Genomic DNA, 20,283 nt, shown 5'->3' on the forward strand with positions numbered 1-20,283 from the left:
AAACTGCCGGGGCGGGGGGTATTACACAAGGGGGGGGGGGGGGGGGCCCGGTGCCCCGTACACACGCGGCACGGGCCGCCGCGCTACGGGCGCGGGAACAGACACGCGTATCGGGCGCCGGTAATTGTCCCCCGTCGCCGCCCCCATCCCCGTCGCCGCCCCCATCCCCGTCGCCGCCCAACAGCCCCCGTCGCCGCCCTACAGTCCGACCGCCTGTGCCACGGCGGCGGCCGATGCGAGCATGGCGGTGAAGCCCTCCGCGGTGGTGAGGGCGGCGCGCAGTCTCGCCAGCCGGGGCGGGCCCGCCGCGCCGGTCGCGGCGATCTCCGCCTCGGTGTCGACCAGTTCGGCGTCGAGGACCTCCACCGCTTCCGTGCGGTGGAAGCGTGCGAGGTCCGCCCTCAGGTTCCGCACCTCGGCGAGGAGCCTTTCCTGGTCCGGGTCGCGGGGCGCGACGACCTCCTCGTTGTGGGTTTCCGCGTGGCTGTGGGCGCCGACCGAGACGGCGCTGCGGTCCACATTCCCCATCCGTACGTACGGTGTCCCGCCCGCGCCCCCCGGGCCACCAGAGCCATCAGGCCCCCCACGGCCCGCCGTGCCTTCGGTCTCCGTGCGGTCTTCAGGATCTGTCATGGCTGTTTCCTCCCCGGGAACGCCCCTTCTGGGTCCGCGTTCCTGTCTGTGGTGCACCGGGCAGCGTGCCCGTGTTGCTCGTGGCGGCCGAGGCACCGGTGCCGACGCCCACGGCGCTGTGGTGCACCGAGCCGATGAGAACGCCGCCGTTGCCGATGTGGAAGACCTTCTGCTCGAACTCGCCGGTCTGCCAGCCCGCCTCGTACAGCGCCGCCCGCACGCCGCCGGCCACCCGGTCCTGGATGCTCTTCAGGTAGCGGTCGGCGTCCATGCTCTGGAAGACGGACAGCCCGTTGTCCGAGCCGAACTCGCGCACCGACATCTCCGGCCCCTCGGGCAGCGCCCGCCGGTGACCGCCCGCGAGTACCTGCCAGGTCCCGTACAGTCCGCCGGACACTGCGACCAGCGACCGGACAGGCACGGCGGGGGTGTGCGCGAGCGCCCAGGCCACCTTGCCGAACCAGCTGTTGCGAAGGAATCTGTGGGCCTCTCTGACCTCGTCCTCGAACGCGGGCAGTACGCGCGGCAGCAGGTGCGGGGCGATCTCCAGCATCAGCATGCCGCCCTGCGTGTGCACCCGCACGAAGACCGTGACCACGATCTCCTCGTTCCAGCCGCCGACCCGGATGCGCAGGAAGTGCCTGCGGGTCTCGCCGCCCTCCTCGACCGCGCAGGCGAGGTGCCGCTGGAAGTGCCCCTCGCCGTACTGCGCGTGCGCACGCGCCCCGAGGCCGACGACCGGCAGGAACACGCACTCGTCGACGACCAGTTCACGCAGCCGGTCGCGTACCGCCCAGGAGCGTTCCGGCGCGTCCTGCGCGGAGGGCTTCCGCAGTGCCAGCACCAGGGGGCGGATCCGTTCCAGGATGATGCGGTTGTCGATGGGCACCTGCGGGACGTCGTCGCGAGCCTTGAGCTCGATGGCGAGTTCCCAGGTCTGGAACGGCACCCCGGCCCCCCGGAACGGCACGGCAGCGCCGTACCTGATCAGGGGTGACCGCTGCTCGACGGCGATCCGTTCGCTCAGCCGCACGAACCTCAGGCCCGCGGAGTTCTCCGCCGGGTCGTTGCGCCGGTCGCCGAAGGTCCGCGCCGACAGCTCCTCGGTCAGGATCTTGCTGAGTTGCGCATGCTGCGCACCCACCGCCGCCGTGCTGAGGACGAACGCCCCCAGTGTCAGCCAGGCCACTTCGGGCCCCACCCCGCCGAAGGCGCCGTCGAGGCCATCGGGGAAAACGGTGCCGAGCAGTGACTGGAGCACCCCGAGCGGCCCGCCCCGCGCCTCGTCCTCCTCGTACGAGGCCCTGCCGACGAGTGCCCGGGCGAGGAAGGCCAGCAGGAGGAGGGCCAGCACCGCCCGCCCCAGCCATCGGAGCACGAGAGCCAGTGCCCGGCGGGGCCCGTTCGTCTGCTTGTCCGTTCCCCGCACGAACGAGGCGAGGGCCAGCAGCAGGCACGGCGCGAGCAGCAGCAGGAACAGGAAGCTGCTGAGTTTGGTGGCGAGCACCCACAGCGACAGCAGGCCGACCGCCCAGGAGATTTCGATGCGCCGGGCACGCAGGGCGTGGGCCAGCACGCGGACTGCGTCGATGCCGTACGACGGGGCGGCGAAGCGCTCCTCGTGAACGTACAGCTCCTCGACGACCTTCCTGCGGAAGACGTGGTGGACGTACGCACCGACGCACAGCAACCGGCTCGCCTCGCTCAGCGAGGGGTCGACCGGGGCTCTGTCCCCGGTGGGCTGTGCACTCTGGCCCGGTGGCTGTCGGGGAACTGCGGCCTGACTCACGGGAGGCCTCGATTCTTGCGAACTCCCGTACGTATCAGAAGATGTGGTACTACGAGAGATTTGCGGAGGGCCAGCGTAGAACCGGTCCCGTCGGCCGGTAAGCCCTCTGCACGCGAAACGCCCCCGGACCGGTGACCGGGGGTGTTCAACCGCGCGAAGGGTGCGACGGCGCGTAAGCGTTACGCCCGCGCGCCGGGCATTCCCGGGTGCGGGCCCGCCAGGCCATGGGTGCCCAGGCCGTCCAAGTCGTCCAGGCCGTCCAGCTCGTCCAGGTCGTCCGCAGGCTCGTCCTGCACCAGGAGGCCCGCCACCCACAGCGGCATCAGCCAGTGCAGGACGAAGACGCCGGCCAGCAGGGGCGCAACGTACGCCCGGCTGAGTTGTCCGTCCGTGAGCACGGCGGTCAGCCACAGCCCGGCCGCCGCCCCGAACACCAGCGCACCCGTCATCTTGTGCGCGATGCCGCGCGCCCGGTCCCGTTCCATCAGCTGCCGCTCGTCCAGGACCCGGGAGCGGAGCTCGAACAGGCCGCGGGTGGCGCCGTTGAGCACGCCGGTGGCGATGCACCAGAGGAGCAGTACGCCGAGCATGGCGAAGGCGGCCCACACCTGGTCGTGGGCGTAGAGCAGTATCAGCAGCCAGACCAGGGCGACGGTCAGCAGGACATGGGCCGCGACGGCCGTCCTGCGCCGCGCGGCGGTGGCGTGCAGGACCTTCCCCGCGGGGTTGTTCATCAGTGCGTGCATGCGCCGGTCGTGGCGCGTGGCCGTGGCGTTCATTGCTGAGCCTTCCTCCCGTAGACCTCGTGCGTGAGCGAACCGAACGGCTCCAGGGAGAACAGCGCCTCCACCGGGAGTTCGAAGAACGCGGCGACCTTCAGGGCCAGATCGAGGCTCGGGTTGTACTGCCCGCGCTCGATGTAGCCGATCGTCTGGTAGTGAACCCCGACCGCCTCCGCGAGAGCCTGCCGCGACACTTTCCGCTCGGCTCTCACGACAGCCATCCTGTTGTGCACCTGCTCGCTCATGTATAAGAAGTACTACATCTGAGAGTAGGTGCGCAACCGCCAGTGGGCGGGGTGCGCGGCGAAGCGTCGTGTCGCCGAGAAGCGTCGTGTCGTCGCGCGAGCGGGATCAGGACACGGCGAAGGGGGCCAGGGCGGCGGTGAGGAGGGTGCGCTGCCGGGGCCAGTCGGCGGCGGGCCCGGCGACCGCGAAGAGGTACCGCCGCCCGTCCTCGGCGGTGAACACCCGCTGGAGGAAGGTGAGCCGCTGCCCCGCCCGTCCGCTGTCGTACGAGTAGCGCAGCTCGGCGGTACCCCGGCCGGTGGGGTGCAGGGCTTCGAGCTCGAATCCCGGCAGGCGGCGGTACGGGGCGACGGCGGTGCGCAGGGCCCCGGTGGCGCTGACGTCCCGGTCGGGAAGCCGCCGGAACTGGAGGTACCTGCTGTACGGAGCCCCCGACGACCGGTAGTACACCGATGCCGCCGCACTGCGCCGCCACCCCGCGGGCACCGCGAGGGTCACCCCGGAGGGGTCCCGGACCACGGCGAAGTCGGGTGGGACAGTGGGCGTGGCAGAGGTGGCAGAGGTGGCAGAGGTGGCAGGGGTGACTGGTGGGGCCGGTGTGGCCGGTGCAGGAGTAGTGGCGGGAGTACGGGCGGTGGCGGGGGTGCCTGCGGGCGCGGCCGCCGGGGCTGTGGCGGGAGCGTCGGAGCGCGCCGCCCCGTCCCGCCCGTTGACCAGCCATCCGGTCCCCACTCCGAGTACCAGAGCGCCCGCCACGAGGAGCGTGCCGAACGGAGTCACCCGGATCCGGCGCCGGGCCCGCCCGGCACTGAACGGCGAACGGGGGAAGGTGAGTTCCCCCGCCTCCTGGCCGTCCCCTTGCTCCCACTCCTCGTCGTCGCGCACCTGCACCGGGCCCCTCCCCCTAGGAACTCCCGCACCAGCGGGGCAACATGGTAGAGCGGCCCGCCCCGGAGACGTAAGGCCGACGGGCTGACGGGCCCACGGGTCACCGGTTCACCGGGGCACCGGGGCACCGGGTCACCGGCCGTCGACCGTACGACAGCGGCCCCCGCACCCGGTGAGGGGTGCGGGGGCCGCAGACGTAACGCAGGAGCACACTCGCATCCGACCGGATCGGATCCGGTCGAAGCGGATCCGGTCGGGCCGGTCGGTCGGGCCGGTCGGGTCAGATCAGGCCGAGCTCGCGCACCGCGTCGCGCTCTTCCTTGAGCTCCTGGACCGAGGCGTCGATGCGGGCGCGGGAAAAGTCGTTGATCTCCAGGCCCTGGACGATCTCGTACTTGCCGTCCTTGCAGGTGACCGGGAAGGACGAGATGAGGCCCTCGGGGACGCCGTAGGAGCCGTCCGACGGGATGCCCATCGAGGTCCAGTCGCCGGCGGCCGTGCCGTTGACCCAGGTGTGCACGTGGTCGATGGCGGCGTTGGCGGCCGAGGCGGCCGAGGACGCGCCACGGGCCTCGATGATCGCGGCGCCGCGCTTGGCGACGGTCGGGATGAAGGTGTCGGCCAGCCACTGCTCGTCGTTGACGACCTCGGCGGCGTTCTTGCCGGCGACCTCGGCGTGGAAGATGTCCGGGTACTGGGTGGCCGAGTGGTTGCCCCAGATGGTGAGCTTCTTCAGCTCGGAGACCGGGGTGCCGGTCTTCTTCGAGAGCTGCGAGAGCGCGCGGTTGTGGTCGAGGCGGGTCATCGCGGTGAAGCGCTCGGCCGGTACGTCCGGGGCGGCGGCCTGCGCGATGAGCGCGTTGGTGTTGGCCGGGTTGCCGACGACGAGCACGCGGATGTCGTCCGCGGCGTTGTCGTTGATGGCCTTGCCCTGCGGCTTGAAGATGCCGCCGTTGGCGGACAGCAGGTCGCCGCGCTCCATGCCCTTGGTACGGGGGCGGGCGCCGACGAGCAGCGCGACGTTGGCGCCGTCGAAGCCGACGTTCGGGTCGTCGGTGATCTCGATGCCCTGGAGCAGCGGGAAGGCGCAGTCGTCGAGCTCCATGGCGGTGCCCTCAGCGGCCTTCAGGCCCTGCGGAATCTCCAGGAGACGCAGCTTGACCGGCACGTCCTGGCCGAGCAGGTGACCGGAGGCGATGCGGAAGAGCAGCGCGTAGCCGATCTGTCCGGCCGCGCCGGTGACGGTGACATTCACGGGAGTGCGGGTCATGGCGATCTCCGTAAGACAGCGAAGTGGCGGGGGTCCCTGCCCCTGAGTGCGGGATATCTCGATGTGGAGAGACATCCGCCGGTCAGGCTATCGGACCCCGGGCGGCCCGGCCCCCCACCCCCGTGTGCAACGCCGCACACCGTGCGTTTCCCCGTGGGCCGGGCCGTCCGGGAACGCCGCACACGGTGCGCTTCCCGGTGCACCCGACCGTCCGGGAACCCCGGCACCGGGCCCTCCGGAAAGGCCGACCGCCCTCCCCAAAAACGCCGACGGCCGTCCGCGCAAGGGGGGAGTGCGCGAACGGCCGTTCCGGGCTGGAGAACCACCCGTGGGGGGATGTCATCCGCTTGCCCCGAAGGGCGCGAGGCATTCCCCCTCCTTCTTGAGTTTTTAGTCCGCGACCGTGCAGACCTTCTTGCCGGCGGCCAGCGTGGCGCACGCCTTCGCCTCGTCGGCGGTGGCCGCGGCCACCATCGGCGTGTACGCGTCGGTGTCCTTGACCAGGCCCTTCTGCCCGGCCGCCGAGGTGTCCGAGGAGACGGTCACCTTGTCGCCGGAAGCGGCACCGGTGATCCGGGCCCAGGCCGCACCGCAGGTCTTGCTGTAGCGGACCTCGATGTTCGTGGCACCGGACGCGCCGCGCGCGGACGTGGTGGCGAACCCGCCGCCGCAGCCCATCGCCTCGGGGTCCTTGCCCTCGCAGGCCGCACCGCTGCACTTGACCCCGGCAGGCAGCTTGGGCGTGCTGGGCTTCTGCGTGGCCACCGGCGTCTTGCCCGCCGTCGGGTCCTTGTCCTTGTCGTCGCCACTCGTCAGCAGTACGGCGGCCACGATCACCAGCAGTGCGCCCACGACGCCCGCCAGGAACATCGTCAGCTTGCGCCGCTGACGCTGTCGGTCCGGCGCCGAGTTGGGCGGCGGCTGGTGCGAAGGACGCGGCGACTCCGGCGCCGAGGGGCGCTGGTGACCGCCACCGGCACCACCGGCACCGCTCCTGCCCGGCGCGGCACCGGAGCTGTTGTAGCTCTGCCCCTGGCTGAAGCCGCGCTCGAAGTCGTTGGCGTAGTCCCGCTCGTGCTCGGGACGGCCGGTGCTCCTGGCACCCGCGCCGGCACCCGCGGCCGAGCCCGTGCGCGCCGCACCGGAGTCCGGAGACTGCCCCTGTCCGGGGCGCGGCTTGGCCAGCCCGGTGGACAGGTTCGTCGTCATGTCCAGTGCGTCGTTGTTCGCCGGGCGGGCCGGGCGGGCGGCGCGCGGCGCTTCCGACGTACGCGAAGGACCGCTCGCGCCCGGACGGGCCGCGCGGTCGGAGACCGCACCGGGTCCGGACGCCCCACCGCGCGAGGGCGGTGCCGCGCTGCTCTGCTTGCGGGCACGCCCGTTCTTCGCGGCGGGCTGGCCGAACTCACCCAGGGCAGCGCGCGCCTGGGAGATCCGGATGGCCTCCATCGTCATGTCGTGGCGCATCTCGGAGCGGCTCCAGGCGCGCTCCGCGAGCTCCCACATGGTGGTGAGGTGCACGGGATTGGTCCCGGTCACCTCGGACAGCGCGACGACCGCGCCCTTGGGTGCGAGCAGCCGTCCATTGAGATAGCGATCCCAGGACGTCTTGCTGTACCCGGTGCGGTCCGCGACGGCCGCGACGCTCAGGCCGCTCCGGTCCACGAGCCTGCGCAACTGATTCGCGAACTCCCTGACCTGCGGGTCGAGTCCCTCCGGCAGCGCTTTCCAACGAGGCATTGCTTCCCCCTTGTCCCCCCGTACGTTCCTGATGTGCCCCGCGCTCTTTCCCTGCCCCCTGCCCTATGTCCCTTCGAACCTGGGGAACCTGGCTACCCAGAGGGATGCGCAAAACCAGGATGTCAGTTCCTGGGGCGGGAGCGCACGGGAGCGGATCGGGACACCGGCGCACGCCATTGCGCGCCTCCCGTCCCGATCGCCTGGACCAGTGTCCCATCGTTGCTGTGTGCGGTTTGCCGGAGCCCTTACCTGCCTCCCCGACTGCCCGCTATGTCCCCACTCGTCCAGCCTTCCGACATCTGTACCCAAAACAAGATCTTTACGGTGATCAACAACAGAACGCCGGAGTTCAAGACGCCATACAAACCCAGAATGGTTCCGCCCAGTTGCTCTTGTCGATCACGTTTGGATCACTTGTCGAAGCACTCCGGCACACCCCGGGCCACGGGCTCCAAACAGACCCGCGCACCGGCCGGATCACGCGGTGCGGTCATCGCCGTGACCACCCAGCCTGTGGCATCCCCCACATCCTCGGCCTTCGCGCGCATCACCTTTCCTCCACTTTTGTCCCCTTCGCCGTCTTCTGCGACCGCGCCGCCCGCGTCCTTGAGCGCCGGATAGAGGACGACCTTGTCGCCGACCTTGAGGTGGGAGGCCCGTACCCACATGGCCCGGCAGACCTCGCTCCAGCGGATCTCCAGCCGCTGGCCCTCCCTCGCGTACCTGTCCACCAGCGAGGTCGCCGCTCCCTGCTGCCCGCAGCCCATCCCCGTCGGGGTCCGCCCCTCGCACTGCACCCCGAGGCAGCCCGCCTCGACACCCGCCGCTCCGGGCGGCCGCCGCGTCGGCTCCTCCGTCCCGCCGGTCCGCGGACTCCCGGTGCCGAGCGCCACCACCCCGAGGAACACCACCGCACCCCCGGCCACCGCGCCGGCCCCGAGCAGGACGTACGGCCACCACCACTTCCGCCATGTCGGCAGGGGTACGTAAACGGGGCCGGGCCCGTCCGCCGCCACCGGCCCCTCCCCTGTGCCCGACCGGTCCGAACCCCCTGCCGCCCCCGCCGACCGGTCCGAACCCTTTGCCCCGCCCGCCGGCCGGTGCGCACCCCCTGCCGCCCCCGCCGGCAGGTCCGAGCCCTCTGCCCCGCCCGCCGGCCGGTCCGCGCCCCTGCCCCTGCTCCCGTCCGCGCGCCCCGACCGCCCGCTCCCGTCGGCGTCCGCCAGCTCCCACAGGACGAGCAGCCGCGCGCCGGGCTCGCCCGCCACCGCGCACAGCGCCTCGACGGCCTGCCTGGGCACCGGCTTCTTTCCGTTGAGATAGCGCTCCCAGGACGACTTGCTGTACGGAGTCCGGACGCCCAGCGCGGCCAGGCTGAGACCGCTGTGATCCTTCAACCTCCTTATTTCACCGACCAGTCGACACTCCCGCTCCCCCAGTCCGGCCGGCAGTTCCTTCCAACGCGCCATGTCCACCCCGTACGCGCTCGCGCTTCTCCGGGCACACCGCGGCCCCGGACCCCCGGGCCGGGACTCGTGCTCCCCCGGCAGTCCCCACTCAGATGCCGGGGGCCGCGGGGCGGGTTCCCGGGGGCCGGCCGCCGCGGCACGTTCCGGACATTCTCCGGCCGCCCGGTGCGCCCCCGCCGTCCCACCGCGACGTCCTGGGACGGGGTGTCCCCGCAGGTGGCGGGGTGGGACGTCCCACGGTTTCCCGACCGTGCCCGGAGCCCTGGCGGCGACCGGAAGTGGCCCCGCACTGTTGTGCCGTACACCGCTGATCCGGCACGGAAATGCCCGGTGCCGGACAGCGACGCCCGTGCAGCGCAGCACCGCACGTTCAGCACTGCACCGCACGTTCAGCGCTGCACGGCACGTACAGCGCAGTACCGCACGTACAGCGCAGCACCGCTCGTACAAGCACAGCAACGGGGAGGAACCACAGATGCGATCCCAGAAGCGTGCCGTCGCACTCGCGACGGCGGCCCTGTCGGTCGGCGGACTGTTCGCGGTCGGGGCTGCCCCCGGCGCCGCGGCGGCGCCGGCCAAGCCCGCGGCGCAGACCGTCCGGTCGGCCCCGGCGGCACTCGCCGCGTCCGGCGTCAACGCATCCGCAGCCAAGGCGGCGGACGTCACCGCAGCCGCCTTCAAGGCGCAGTTGCGCTGCGGTCGGCCGTACGTCTGCTTCTACCGCGGCGGCCAGTTCAAGGCCGCGTACAAGGACTGGGGCTACCAGCAGCTCGGCCCCCGCGCCCGTTCCGCCAACATCGTCGTCAACTCTCGCAGGACCGACGGCGCCCGCGTCTACCTCCAGCGCTACAACGGCAGCGGCAAGCACTGGGAGTGCGCCCGCCCCGGCCGCAGCTACCGGATCAGCTCCGGCTGGATGCCGTACGCGCTCAACATCCGCAACAGCCCCTCCTGCCGGTAAGAGGTACCGGCAGAGTTGCACAGCACAGTGGCCCGGTCACTCCTCCTCGGAGGGGCCGGGCCACTGTTGCTGCCGCCGTACCGGAGGTCCGCCGGTCAGCGCACCGTGAAGCGCACCGCGTCCTCCAGGAGAGGGACCGTCAGCCAGGGGTTGGGCTGCGTCATCAGCGCGAGCAGCGTGATGGTGAGCCCGAGCGCTCCGTACGTCACGATGTCGGTGAACCGGGAGCGCACGGCCAGCATGCCGACCGAGGGCAGTACCCACCGCAGTGCGGCACCGGTGAGCAGGGCGACGCCGATCAGTACGGTGCCGAGGCGGAAGCCGATGTCGAACGCGTCGACCGCGACGAGCAGCAGTCCGACGCCGGTCGCGCCGAGGACCGTGATCAGCGGCCACTGCCGGGCGGGGGCCGGCGCGTCACCCGGGGCGGCCCGGCCACCGCCCTCGGGGCGGGCGGTGTCGCGGGTGAGCAGGGGGAAGCGCCGGGTGGTCCGGACGGGGCCGTCGGGACCGGGGGCACTGACGACCCCCTTGGCCACGGGCTCCGGCTCCGCTTGCGCCTCGGCCGCGGGCTCCGGAGCGGCTGCGCTCTCCGCTTCCGCGTTCCGGACAGCTTCGGGCCCGGGCTCGGCTTCGGCTTCGGCCTCGATCTGGCCCTGAGCCTCGGCTTCGGCCTCGACCCCGACCTGCGCCTCCGCCCCGGCCCTCGTGTCCGGCTCCGGTCCGGCCCCGGTCGCCGCATCGGGTTCCGGTCCGGCCCCGGCCGCAGCTTCCGGGTCCGGTCCCGCCCCGGTCGCCGCTTCCGGCTTCGTACCGTCCGCCTTGCCGCTCATGGGCGTGTGCCCCTTTCCCTTTTCCGGCTCCCCGTCAGCTCGCGTCGCTCGCCTCGGCCGCGCGCTCCGCCGCCTCAACGACGTTGACCAGCAGCTGGGCACGGGTCATCGGACCGACGCCGCCCGGGTTCGGAGCGACCCAGCCCGCGACCTCGGCGACACCCGGGTGGACGTCGCCGACGATCTTGCCGTTCTCGTCGCGGCTGACGCCGACGTCCAGGACGGCCGCGCCCGGCTTGACGTCCTCGGGCTTGATCAGGTGCGGCACGCCGGCGGCGGCCACGATGATGTCGGCCTGGCGCAGGTGCGAGGAGAGGTCACGGGTGCCGGTGTGGCACTGGGTGACGGTGGCGTTCTCGGACTTGCGGGTGAGGACGAGGGGCATCGGGCGGCCGATGGTGATGCCGCGGCCGACGACGACCACATGGGCGCCGGCGATCTCCACGCCGTGGTGGCGCAGTAGCTGGACGATGCCGTACGGGGTGCAGGGCAGCGGTCCGGGCTCGCCGATGACGAGCCGGCCGAGGCTCATCGGGTGCAGGCCGTCGGCGTCCTTGGCCGGGTCCATCAGCTCCAGGACGCGGTTGGTGTCGATGCCCTTGGGGAGCGGGAGTTGGACGATGTAGCCGGTGCACTCCGGGTTCTCGTTGAGCTCCCGGACGACGGCCTCGATCTCCTCCTGGGTGGCCGTTTCGGGCAGTTCGCGCTGGAGGGAGGCGATGCCGACCTGGGCGCAGTCGCGGTGCTTGCCCGCCACGTACCACTTGCTGCCCGGGTCGTCGCCGACCAGCAGGGTGCCGAGCCCGGGAGTGATCCCCTTGCTCTTCAGGGCCGCCACGCGGCCGTTGAGTTCGGACTTGATCGCGGCTGCGGTGGCCTTGCCGTCGAGAATCTGGGCAGTCATGCCCCCATCTTCGCGGAAGACCACCCCATGGTTCCAATTCGGCGGCCCGCATTGTCACTGCCCAGAATCAAACGTTGCACTTACACAACACATAGGGTCTCCGGCTGGACAAAAGACTGACCGTAATACCACGATGTGGCGCGCAGTTCGCGGCAGCGCAGGGGGGCACACCGCTCGTTTTACGTAACTTCCTCCGCTCGGCCCGCATCGTCCCCAGCACCACCAACGGAGGAACCGCACGTGAGCTTCGGCGACCCCAACAACCCGTACGGCCAGCCCCAGGGCCAGCCTCAGCAGCCCCCGCAGGGCCAGCCCGGCCAGCCGGGATACGGCTACCCGCAGCAGCCGCCGCAGGGCCAGCCCGCCTACGGCTACCCGCAGCAGGCCCCGCAGGGCGTGCCGCCGCAGCAGGGCTACGGCTACCCGCCCCAGCAGCCCGCCGGCACCCTCCAGGCCAACAGCGGTTACATCAACATCGGTGGCATCGGCACCGTCGAACTCGCCACGATGGGCCGCCGGCTGGGCGCGCGTGCGCTCGACGCCGTGGCGTACGGCATCCTGTACGCGGTCTTCTCCGCGATCGGCATGGCAGGTCTGGTCGGCGCTTCGAAGTCCATCGAGGACTGCAGCACCAAGACGTACGGCACCGAGGCGTACAACCAGTGCGTGAATGACGCGGCCAACGCCAGTGTCGGCATCATCGCGGCCTTCTTCGGCGCCCTCGCCCTGTTCGCCCTCATCGCTCTGCTCTACGAGTGGCTGATGGTCTCCATCTGGGGCGCCACGCTGGGCAAGATGGTTCTCGGTGTGAAGGTCGTCAAGGAGAGCACGGGCCAGACCCCCGGTCTGGGTGCGGGCTTCATCCGCTTCATCATCCCGATGGTCGGTTCGCTCTTCTGCGGTCTCGGCACGCTGCTGGTCTACCTCTCGCCCTTCTTCGACAACTCGGGCAAGCTCCAGGGCTGGCACGACCGCGCCGGCGGCACCGTCGTCATCAAGAAGTAATTGCGCAATACGGAAGCGAATCTTCCGGGCAGAAACCGTGAAGGCCGTCAATTCCCCCGGATGAAGGGGGGAATTGACGGCCTTCCGTCATGAGGTGCTCAGGCGCCAGGTGCCCAGGCGCTCAGGTGCTCAGGTGCTCAGGTGCTCAGGTGCTCAGTGGAAGAAGTGGCGCGTGCCGGTGAAGTACATCGTCACGCCCGCCTTCTTCGCGGCCTCGACCACCAGCTCGTCACGGACCGAACCGCCGGGCTGAACCACCGCCCTGATGCCCGCGTCCAGCAGGATCTCCAGGCCGTCGGGGAACGGGAAGAAGGCGTCGGACGCGGCGTAGGAGCCGCGTGCCCGCTCCTCGCCCGCCCGCTCGACGGCCAGCTTCGCGGAGTCGACGCGGTTGACCTGGCCCATGCCGACGCCGACGCTGGCGCCGTCCTTGGCGAGCAGGATCGCGTTGGACTTGACCGCGCGGGACGCCTTCCAGGCGAAGGACAGTTCGCGCAGCTCGTCGGCGGACAGGGCCTCGCCGGTGGCCAGCGTCCAGTTCGCCGGGTCGTCGCCGTCGGCCTGAAGGCGGTCGGTGACCTGGAGGAGCGCGCCACCGTCGATCGGCTTGACCTCGACGGCGTCGGAAGGTGCGCCCTCGCAGCGCAGCACCCGGATGTTCTTCTTGCGGGCGAGGACCTCGACGGCCCCGTCCTCGTAACCGGGGGCGACGATCACCTCGGTGAAGATCTCCGCGACCTGCTCCGCCATGGCGACGCTCACCGGGCGGTTGACAGCGATGACGCCGCCGAACGCGGAGAGCGGGTCGCAGGCGTGCGCCTTGCGGTGTGCCTCGGCGACGTCGTCACCGATCGCGATGCCGCACGGGTTGGCGTGCTTGATGATCGCGACGCAGGGCTCGGCGTGGTCGTAGGCGGCGCGGCGGGCGGCGTCGGTGTCGGTGAAGTTGTTGTACGACATCTCCTTGCCGTGCAGCTGCTCGGCCTCGGCGAGACCGCCCTCGCCGTTGACGTAGAGCGCGGCGGCCTGGTGCGGGTTCTCGCCGTAGCGCAGGACGTTCTTACGCGTGTACGTCCGGCCGATGAAGCCGGGGAGGCCGGTCCCGGCGGAGCCGTTGTCGGACGCCGTGTCGTCGGCCGCGTAGCCGTCCGCGAACCAGCCGGCCACCGCCACGTCGTACGCGGCGGTGTGCTGGAACGCCTCACCGGCCAGCCGCTTGCGGGCGGTGAGGTCGAAGCCGCCGGCACCGACGGCCGCGAGGACGTCGGCGTACCGCTGCGGGCTGGTGACGACGGCGACCGACGGGTGGTTCTTGGCCGCGGCGCGCACCATCGAAGGGCCACCGATGTCGATCTGCTCGACGCACTCGTCGGGGGTGGCGCCCGAGGCGACGGTCTGCGTGAAGGGGTACAGGTTCACGACGACCAGGTCGAAGGGCTTGATCTCCAGCTCGGCGAGCTGCCGCCGGTGGTCCTCCAGACGCAGGTCGGCGAGGATGCCGGCGTGCACGCGGGGGTGCAGGGTCTTGACCCGGCCGTCCAGGCACTCGGGGAAGCCGGTGAGCTCCTCGACCTTGGTGACGGGCACCCCGGCGGCGGCGATCTTCGCTGCGGTGGAGCCGGTGGACACCAGCTCGACGCCCGCCGCGTGGAGGCCCTGGGCGAGCTCCTCAAGACCGGTCTTGTCGTAGACGCTGATCAGCGCGCGACGGATGGGCTTAAGCACCGTGCTCACGAATTCGTACCTTTCGTCCCTCTATGCGGTAGCCGTGTCGGGCCAGACGCCCCACGACCTCGACGAGCAGCGTGCGCTCGACTTCCTTGATGCGCTCATGGAGAGCGGTTTCGTCGTCCTCGTCGCGGACCTCGACCACGCCCTGGGCGATGACCGGACCGGTGTCGACGCCGTCGTCGACGAAGTGGACCGTGCACCCGGTGACCTTCGCGCCGTACGCGAGTGCGTCACGGACACCGTGTGCGCCGGGAAAACTGGGCAGCAGGGCGGGGTGCGTATTGACCGTACGCCCGCCGAAACGGGCGAGGAACTCCTTGCCCACGATCTTCATGAAGCCGGCCGAGACGACCAGATCGGGGTCGTGGGCGGCGATGGCGGCGGCCAGTGCGGCGTCCCACTCCTCGCGGGAGGCGTGGTCCTTCACCTTGACGACGAAGGTGGGCAGTCCGGCGCGCTCGGCCCTTTCGAGGCCCGCGATGCGGTCCCGGTCCGCGCCGACGGCGACGATCTCGGCCCCGTACCCGTCCGGATCGGCGGCGATGGCGTCCAGCAGGGCTTGGAGGTTCGTACCGGATCCTGAGACCAGGACGACGAGGCGGGCGGGGGTCCTCGGAGTGTGTCCGGAGCCTGTGGCGGCAGTGGTGGAAGGGGGCGGGGAGGCCACGGCGGGTCTCTTTCTCGCGGGTGGTGCGGTTTGTATGGTCCTACGAACACGTCGCACCCCGTGATACGGGGAACCCTACGAACGCGTCGACCGGTGGCAACGATACCGGCACACCGGGACGCCCCCACGGGACGGGTGCACGCGCGGGAGGTAGCGTCAGGGCAGGACTCCGTCCCCCACACCGTCCGGCCCCTGCGCAGGAGCGGCAGCGGAGGGAGCACCAGCCGACATACGACCTTCCGCAGTGCGGAGCACAACGCTCCGGGAGCTGCCGGAGGGCTTGAGGGGAAGACGTTCACCAGATGACGGTCCGACGCCGCCGCACCGCGGTTCTCCGCCGCCCGCTCCCGCTGCTGCCGGAACCCCCGCTGCTGACAGCGGCCGACGGCCTGGCCGCCGTCCGCCCCGGGGCCAGTGGCCAGGGAGCACCTTGGTCCCTCCGCGAGGGACCGGCCTCCCCCTCTTCCTCGTCCTCTCCGTCGTCGTCCTCGTCCTCGTCCTCGTCCTCGTCGCCCGAGGGGACGTCTTCGGGCGGCAGTTCGGACACGGGTACGAGTACGGGTGCGGGTACGGGTACGGGCTCCGGGGCGGCTCCCCAGGACGACAACCCGTTCGCGCCGCCGCCCGAGGGCAGGCCGGACCAGCCGTGGCAGCCCCGTAAACCGGCCCGCGGCAACGGCTCGTCCGTCGATTCCGACCCGGCTTCCGGCGGCGGCCAGGGCAGCCAGGGCGGCCGGTGGAGCAACCGTCAGCCGGGGCGGGGCGACGGCTTCTTCGGCGGTACGGGTGGCAACGGTGGCGGCGGACGCGGCCAGGGCGGCCCCGAAGGAGCGGGCGGTCCGGGCGGTACGGGGCTGCGCTGGGACCCGACGGACCCGGCCCAGCGGCGCGCGCGGTACGCGTTGCTGGCGGGCATGTGGGCGTTCTTCTTCGCCGTGTTCACGCAGCGGGAGATCGCTCTGCTGCTGGGTGCGCTGGCGCTGTACTGGGGCATCAGCTCGCTCCGCAACAAGCCCAAGCCGGACACCGCTTCGGCCACCGGAGACTCACCGGCCCCCGCCACGACCCCGCCGACGTCCACCAGGCCGCAGACGACGGCGGCGGTGAGCGGTCTGGTGACGGCGGTGCTGGCGCTGGCGATCGTGGCGGCGACGTTCACGGTGCAGATGGTGTACCGGGACTACTACACGTGCGTGGCGGACGCCCTGACGAAGTCGGCGCAGCTGTCCTGCAACGACGAACTCCCGAAGTCGCTGATCCCGGTCTTCGGGGTCAAGGAGTAGCCCCACTGGGGGCGCGGGGAACTGCGCGAGCAACCGGCTGGGCGCCCCGTCGGGGGCGCGGGGAACGCCGCGAAAAACCGGCTGGGCGCCCCGTCAGGGGCGCGGGGAACTGCGCGAGCAACCACGACGCACCCGCGGGGAGCGAACGGGGCCGGGGCGAAGCCCGGGAACCGGGGGCGGGTCCGGGTCCGGGCGGAGCCCGCTCTGGAACCGGAGGCCGGCCGGGTCCGGGCGAGCCCGGGGAACGGTGGAAGGGCGGGTAGGGGACCCGCGCCGCAGGCCCCTCGCCCCCGGCCCGCCCCTACTTCCCGACGGACCCGGCCCCCGCCCCCGGCCCCGGCCCCGGTTCCGGCCCCGTCGCCGACCCCGCCCCCTCCTCCGGCAACTCCGCCATCAACCCACCCGACGCCTCCCGCAACGCCGCCCACCGCACTTCACGCGCTCCCCTCTCGTGCCACCCGGCCTCGGCACCATCGTCACCGGGCGCAAAGGCACCAGGCGCAAAGGCACCAGGCGCGAAGGCATGGGGAGCGTCGGCACCCCCGTCCTCCGGCGCCAGGGTCCGGACCGAAGCCGGGTCCGGAGGAACGTCCGGGATCGAATCCGGAGCCAGGGCCGACGGCGGGACCGGCATTGCCGACAGGTCCGGCACCGCCGAAAGGTCCAGGACCGACGGCGGGACCGGGAACAACGGCGGGTCCGGGACCAACGGCGGGTCCGGGACCAACGGCAGGTCCGGAACTGGCGGCAGGTCCGGAACCGGCGGAAGGTCCGGAGCCGGAGCCGACGGAAGGTCCCGGACCGGCAGCGGGTCCGGGAGCAGCAGCGGGGCCGCCGCCGAAACCTCCGCCCCAGCCCCCCGCCCCGGAATCCGCACCCACCGGAACGACAACGACACGCGCACCACATGCGACACGTAGGACCAGAGCGGTCTCTCCTTCACCCGCCACGCCCTCAGCACCAACGCTCCCGGCACCCCCACGCCCGCCGTCCACACCATGGCCCCCAGCCCCACCTGCCACCCCACGGGCCCGAACTCCGCCAGCCGTTGCGCTCCGAGTGCACCGCCCGACGCCGCCGCGAGCAGTGCCGTCACCGCGCCGCAGCCCACCGCCCCGAGCGCCACGGTGCCCGCCGTCCGGCGGCGGCCCCACGCCTCTTCCCGTACGGCGTACGGGGGCGCGGCCACCCGTACCGTGAACCAGGCGACGGTCAGCCCGGCGGCCAACGGCACCGCGGCCACCGCCCAGTTGAGCGGCGCGCCCTGCCCGTCCTGCGGCAGGGCGGCGAGCAGCGGGAAGTGCGGGAGTGCCCCCACACCGCTGCTGCCCAGCGGTGACACGACGGACCCGGCGCCCAGTCCGAAGCCGGGGCCGATCCCGTACGAGGCCGCCCAGACGGCCGCGTTCGGCACCAGCAGCAGCGCGAGCAGCAGCACCGCGACCCCGCCCGACCACTCCCCCGCCAGACCCCAGAACGCCTCCTGCGCCAGGTCCATGTGCAGGGCCAGCGCCGCCCCGACGGCCAGCGCGCCGCCCCCGACGAGCACCGTCGTCCCGGCCACCGCCGCCCGTGCCGCCACCGCGGGCCACGGGCGCACCAGGGCTCGCCTTGCCTTCCGCGGAACCCACCCCGGCAGCGGGCCGTGCGGCCTTCCGTACGCACTCCACACCCCGGCTGCCGCCGCCAGGGCCACCAGGAGCGGCAGGTGCAGCGCGACGCTCCCGGGCACGGCGGGCAGCGGCCCGTCGACGGCGTACAGGGTGGCGGCGAGTGCCACCACCAGGTACCCGGCCGTCACCCCGCCGAAGGCGGCCCGGCCGGACGGCACGTTCCGTGCGGGGTCCGCGTCGCCACCCTCCTCGTCGTCGTCCTCCAGCGCGTCCCTGGCCGCCCGGTGCGCGAGCCACAGGGGCAGCAGGGTGCTCAGCAGCGGGGTCAGGGCGACGGGGGCGGCGCCGCCGTTCATGGTTTCCGGCCGTACGAGATCGGCGCCGTGCGCGAGCAGCCACAGCCCGGCTGCGACGTGCAGCGCGGCCCCGGGACCCGCGTCCGGGAACGGCGAACTGATCCACAGCACCATGACCAGCACGGCGAACCCCCCGAGCCCCAGCCCGGCGGCCAGCATTCCGCGCAGTACGCACACGACCCAGGCGGACCGGGGATGCCGCACGGGGTACGACGGTGACGCCACGGACTTCCCGGGTGCCGCGGGTGCGAAGGGTCCGGTGGGGCCGGTGGGTCCCACCGGTCCGCTGGGTCCGGTGGGTCCGGTGGGTCCGGCGGATGCCGCGGGCGCCGCCGGGGGACGCCCCTGCTGCGCGTGCTCGTACGCGCGCGGGCCCTGGTAGGGGTGCTCGTGCTGCGGGCCCTGCCGCTCGACCGCTGGGTTCGGGTTCACGCGGCCATGCTGCCCACGACACGCGCCATCTTCACGTAACGGGCGAATGGCCGACGTGTCGCCCAATATACGTTTATGTACTTTTTCGCCCGGCGCAGCACTATGGGGATCGCAGGGGTTACGGGTATCGCGGGGATCACGGGGGTACTGCCATGACCCGGACCTCCCGCTCCCCCTCCACCACCACTGCCGCTCCTCCCGCCCCGCCCCCTCACGGGAGGGCGCCGGCGCTGCCGTCCGCGAAGGAACGGCGCAGGCTGCGCGAGGCAAAGGCGCTGTCGCAGCTGCAAGTGGCGGCGATCGTGGGCGTCACCCGCGAGACCGTCCGCTCCTGGGAGTCCGGCCGCACCAGCCCGCGCGGCCGCAAGCGCGAGGTGTACACGCGCCTACTGACCGGCATCGAACAGGAGATCGCCACCACGGGCGAAGCCACCCCGGTCCGTACCGTCCCCCTCACCCCTGCGGGAGCCTCACGCCCGGCTGCCCCGGACGCCTCTCCGACCCCCCTGGCCTCCCTGTCCTCGCTGGCCTCCCCGACCTCCCTGGACGCTCCGGTTGCCCTGGGAGCCCCGGGGGCCCTCACCGCCCCGGCGGCCCCCACCACCTCGGGCACCTCCACCAGCCCGGGTGCCCCCACCACCTCGAGCGCCTCGGAATCCCCCACCCCCACGCAGGCCTTCGACCACCTCTACGCCCGCACCGCACCCTCCCTGCTCCGCCAGACATATCTCCTCACCGGCCGGCACCGCCTCTCCCACGAGTCGGTGGAGCGCGCCTTCGACCTGGCCTGGCAGCGCTGGCCCGAGGTCGCCACCGACAGGGACCCGGCGGGCTGGGTGCGCGCGGCGGCGTACGAGTACGCGATGTCCCCCTGGCACCGCCTGCTCCGCCGCCACCGCCGTATCGACCTTCCCAAGACCGACGCTCCCCGCTCCGGCACCGCAACCAATGGCAACCCCAGCCCCGACCCCGGCTCCGGTCCCGGCCCCGGCGAGCGGGCTCTCCTGCGCGCGCTGCTCGAACTGCCGCCCCCGTACCGCCGCACCCTGGTGCTGTACGACGGTCTCGGGCTCGACCTCCCGGAGACCGCCGCCGAGACGGAGGCCACCACCCCTGCCACTGCGCACCGTCTCGAACACGCGCGTACGGTCATCGCCCGCGAGCTGCCGGAGCTGGCCGGGGTGCGCAGTCCCGCCGAGCAGTCCGCCCTTGTGCAGGAACGTCTCAGCACGCTTGCCCTCGCCCAGCGCACGGACTGCCTCCGGCCCGGCGAGGCGGTCCGTACGAAGAGCGAGCGCAGAACACGCTTCTGGACGAGGGCTGCCATCGCGTTCACCACGCTCATCGTCGGCGCGACGGCGTTCACGCTGAGCACGGCGCCCACCGCGTACGAGCCACCGCGCCCGCCGGGCGAACCGGTGGGCGGCGTCCCCGCACACAGTGGTCCGCAACGCCTGACCACGTACGACAAGCAATTGCGCGCCAAACTCCAGGCCGAGCTCGAGAACGGCCCGGAACGCCTGGTTCCGCAGCCCCGCTAGCCCCGCGCCGCCCGGCATCAGGAACCCGGCTCCGCGCCGCCCGGCAACCGGCAACCGGCAACCGGCAACCGGCAACCGGCAACCGGCAACCGGCAACCAGCATCCGGGAAGCGCGGAAGGCCCGCACCCCATTTCTGGGG

The 20,283-nt window shown here is 72.3% G+C and carries 17 protein-coding genes; 4 read left to right on the plus strand and 13 right to left on the minus strand.

All coding sequences use genetic code 11. The features are described 5' to 3' along the window. Positions 1–198: 198 nt before the first annotated feature. The 8 genes from ACFWVV_RS36280 to ACFWVV_RS36315 form a co-directional block, all read right to left on the minus strand. Positions 199–528, minus strand: coding sequence for a hypothetical protein (locus ACFWVV_RS36280; protein ID WP_384358558.1), 330 nt, complete (start codon positions 526–528; stop codon positions 199–201). 91 nt (positions 529–619) lie between these two features. Beyond that, the gene (locus ACFWVV_RS36285) at positions 620–2,422 is read right to left on the minus strand and encodes a hypothetical protein (RefSeq protein WP_384358556.1); all 1,803 of its coding nucleotides are present in this window, start codon (positions 2,420–2,422) and stop codon (positions 620–622) included. Between the two features lie 179 nt (positions 2,423–2,601). After that, on the minus strand, positions 2,602–3,201 hold the full coding sequence (locus ACFWVV_RS36290) for a hypothetical protein (RefSeq protein ID WP_384358554.1): 600 nt from the start codon (positions 3,199–3,201) through the stop codon (positions 2,602–2,604). Further along, positions 3,198–3,449, minus strand: a complete 252-nt coding sequence (locus ACFWVV_RS36295) for a helix-turn-helix transcriptional regulator (RefSeq protein WP_384358552.1) — start codon at positions 3,447–3,449, stop codon at positions 3,198–3,200. The genes ACFWVV_RS36290 and ACFWVV_RS36295 overlap by 4 nt, the downstream gene beginning before the upstream one ends. Before the next feature lie 106 nt (positions 3,450–3,555). Beyond that, positions 3,556–4,341: a hypothetical protein gene (locus ACFWVV_RS36300; RefSeq protein ID WP_384358550.1), complete on the minus strand. Its 786-nt coding sequence runs from the start codon at positions 4,339–4,341 to the stop codon at positions 3,556–3,558. A 277-nt stretch (positions 4,342–4,618) separates the two neighbouring features. Next, positions 4,619–5,608 (minus strand): malate dehydrogenase, encoded by a 990-nt coding sequence (locus ACFWVV_RS36305; RefSeq protein ID WP_185028179.1) that lies wholly within the window; start codon positions 5,606–5,608, stop codon positions 4,619–4,621. Between the two features lie 390 nt (positions 5,609–5,998). Beyond that, entirely contained in the window at positions 5,999–7,348 is a 1,350-nt protein-coding gene (locus ACFWVV_RS36310; RefSeq protein WP_384358548.1) for a DUF2690 domain-containing protein, read from the minus strand. 410 nt (positions 7,349–7,758) lie between these two features. Continuing rightward, a complete protein-coding gene (locus ACFWVV_RS36315; RefSeq protein ID WP_384358546.1) occupies positions 7,759–8,817 on the minus strand; it encodes a helix-turn-helix domain-containing protein in 1,059 nt (352 codons plus the stop codon). A 475-nt stretch (positions 8,818–9,292) separates the two neighbouring features. Between ACFWVV_RS36315 and ACFWVV_RS36320 the strand changes: the two genes are divergently transcribed. Next, complete coding sequence (locus tag ACFWVV_RS36320) at positions 9,293–9,778, plus strand: hypothetical protein (RefSeq protein WP_384358544.1); 486 nt, start codon at positions 9,293–9,295, stop codon at positions 9,776–9,778. A 95-nt stretch (positions 9,779–9,873) separates the two neighbouring features. On the opposite strand, the gene ACFWVV_RS36325 is transcribed toward ACFWVV_RS36320, so the two are convergent. Together ACFWVV_RS36325 and ACFWVV_RS36330 are read right to left on the minus strand one after the other, a co-directional pair. Continuing rightward, complete coding sequence (locus ACFWVV_RS36325) at positions 9,874–10,611, minus strand: DUF3017 domain-containing protein (RefSeq protein WP_384358542.1); 738 nt, start codon at positions 10,609–10,611, stop codon at positions 9,874–9,876. A 34-nt stretch (positions 10,612–10,645) separates the two neighbouring features. Further along, positions 10,646–11,515: a bifunctional methylenetetrahydrofolate dehydrogenase/methenyltetrahydrofolate cyclohydrolase gene (locus tag ACFWVV_RS36330; RefSeq protein WP_384358540.1), complete on the minus strand. Its 870-nt coding sequence runs from the start codon at positions 11,513–11,515 to the stop codon at positions 10,646–10,648. A 240-nt stretch (positions 11,516–11,755) separates the two neighbouring features. Between ACFWVV_RS36330 and ACFWVV_RS36335 the strand changes: the two genes are divergently transcribed. Then, the gene (locus tag ACFWVV_RS36335; protein WP_384358538.1) at positions 11,756–12,520 is read left to right on the plus strand and encodes an RDD family protein; all 765 of its coding nucleotides are present in this window, start codon (positions 11,756–11,758) and stop codon (positions 12,518–12,520) included. 153 nt (positions 12,521–12,673) lie between these two features. Here the strand turns inward: ACFWVV_RS36335 and purH are convergent, their stop codons facing one another. Next, complete coding sequence (gene purH / locus ACFWVV_RS36340; protein ID WP_384358536.1) at positions 12,674–14,254, minus strand: bifunctional phosphoribosylaminoimidazolecarboxamide formyltransferase/IMP cyclohydrolase; 1,581 nt, start codon at positions 14,252–14,254, stop codon at positions 12,674–12,676. Beyond that, a complete protein-coding gene (gene purN / locus ACFWVV_RS36345; RefSeq protein ID WP_384358560.1) occupies positions 14,238–14,840 on the minus strand; it encodes a phosphoribosylglycinamide formyltransferase in 603 nt (200 codons plus the stop codon). Before purN ends, purH begins: the two co-directional genes overlap by 17 nt. Positions 14,841–15,220: 380 nt before the next feature. Here purN and ACFWVV_RS36350 point away from each other — a divergent pair, with 380 nt between their 5' ends. After that, a complete protein-coding gene (locus tag ACFWVV_RS36350; protein ID WP_384358534.1) occupies positions 15,221–16,201 on the plus strand; it encodes a hypothetical protein in 981 nt (326 codons plus the stop codon). A gap of 301 nt (positions 16,202–16,502) precedes the next feature. Here the strand turns inward: ACFWVV_RS36350 and ACFWVV_RS36355 are convergent, their stop codons facing one another. After that, a complete protein-coding gene (locus ACFWVV_RS36355) occupies positions 16,503–18,602 on the minus strand; it encodes a DUF6350 family protein (protein WP_384358532.1) in 2,100 nt (699 codons plus the stop codon). A gap of 152 nt (positions 18,603–18,754) precedes the next feature. Between ACFWVV_RS36355 and ACFWVV_RS36360 the strand changes: the two genes are divergently transcribed. After that, positions 18,755–20,143 carry a helix-turn-helix domain-containing protein gene (locus ACFWVV_RS36360; protein WP_384358530.1) on the plus strand — a complete coding sequence of 463 codons (1,389 nt, stop codon included), beginning with the start codon at positions 18,755–18,757 and terminating at the stop codon, positions 20,141–20,143. Positions 20,144–20,283 lie beyond the last annotated feature (140 nt).

The organism is Streptomyces sp. NPDC058663 (genome assembly GCF_042716745.1).
In the GTDB taxonomy this organism is placed as follows: domain Bacteria; phylum Actinomycetota; class Actinomycetes; order Streptomycetales; family Streptomycetaceae; genus Streptomyces.

Bases quoted from the DNA above. Each gene is read 5' to 3' on its own strand.
- ACFWVV_RS36305 (WP_185028179.1), bottom strand. From the start codon at position 5,608: ATGACCCGCACTCCCGTGAATGTCACCGTCACCGGCGCGGCCGGACAG.
- ACFWVV_RS36350 (WP_384358534.1), top strand. From the start codon at position 15,221: ATGACGGTCCGACGCCGCCGCACCGCGGTTCTCCGCCGCCCGCTCCCG.
- ACFWVV_RS36295 (WP_384358552.1), bottom strand. From the start codon at position 3,449: ATGAGCGAGCAGGTGCACAACAGGATGGCTGTCGTGAGAGCCGAGCGG.
- ACFWVV_RS36280 (WP_384358558.1), bottom strand. From the start codon at position 528: ATGGGGAATGTGGACCGCAGCGCCGTCTCGGTCGGCGCCCACAGCCAC.
- ACFWVV_RS36290 (WP_384358554.1), bottom strand. From the start codon at position 3,201: ATGAACGCCACGGCCACGCGCCACGACCGGCGCATGCACGCACTGATG.
- ACFWVV_RS36310 (WP_384358548.1), bottom strand. From the start codon at position 7,348: ATGCCTCGTTGGAAAGCGCTGCCGGAGGGACTCGACCCGCAGGTCAGG.
- ACFWVV_RS36330 (WP_384358540.1), bottom strand. From the start codon at position 11,515: ATGACTGCCCAGATTCTCGACGGCAAGGCCACCGCAGCCGCGATCAAG.
- ACFWVV_RS36320 (WP_384358544.1), top strand. From the start codon at position 9,293: ATGCGATCCCAGAAGCGTGCCGTCGCACTCGCGACGGCGGCCCTGTCG.
- ACFWVV_RS36325 (WP_384358542.1), bottom strand. From the start codon at position 10,611: ATGAGCGGCAAGGCGGACGGTACGAAGCCGGAAGCGGCGACCGGGGCG.
- ACFWVV_RS36315 (WP_384358546.1), bottom strand. From the start codon at position 8,817: ATGGCGCGTTGGAAGGAACTGCCGGCCGGACTGGGGGAGCGGGAGTGT.
- ACFWVV_RS36360 (WP_384358530.1), top strand. From the start codon at position 18,755: ATGACCCGGACCTCCCGCTCCCCCTCCACCACCACTGCCGCTCCTCCC.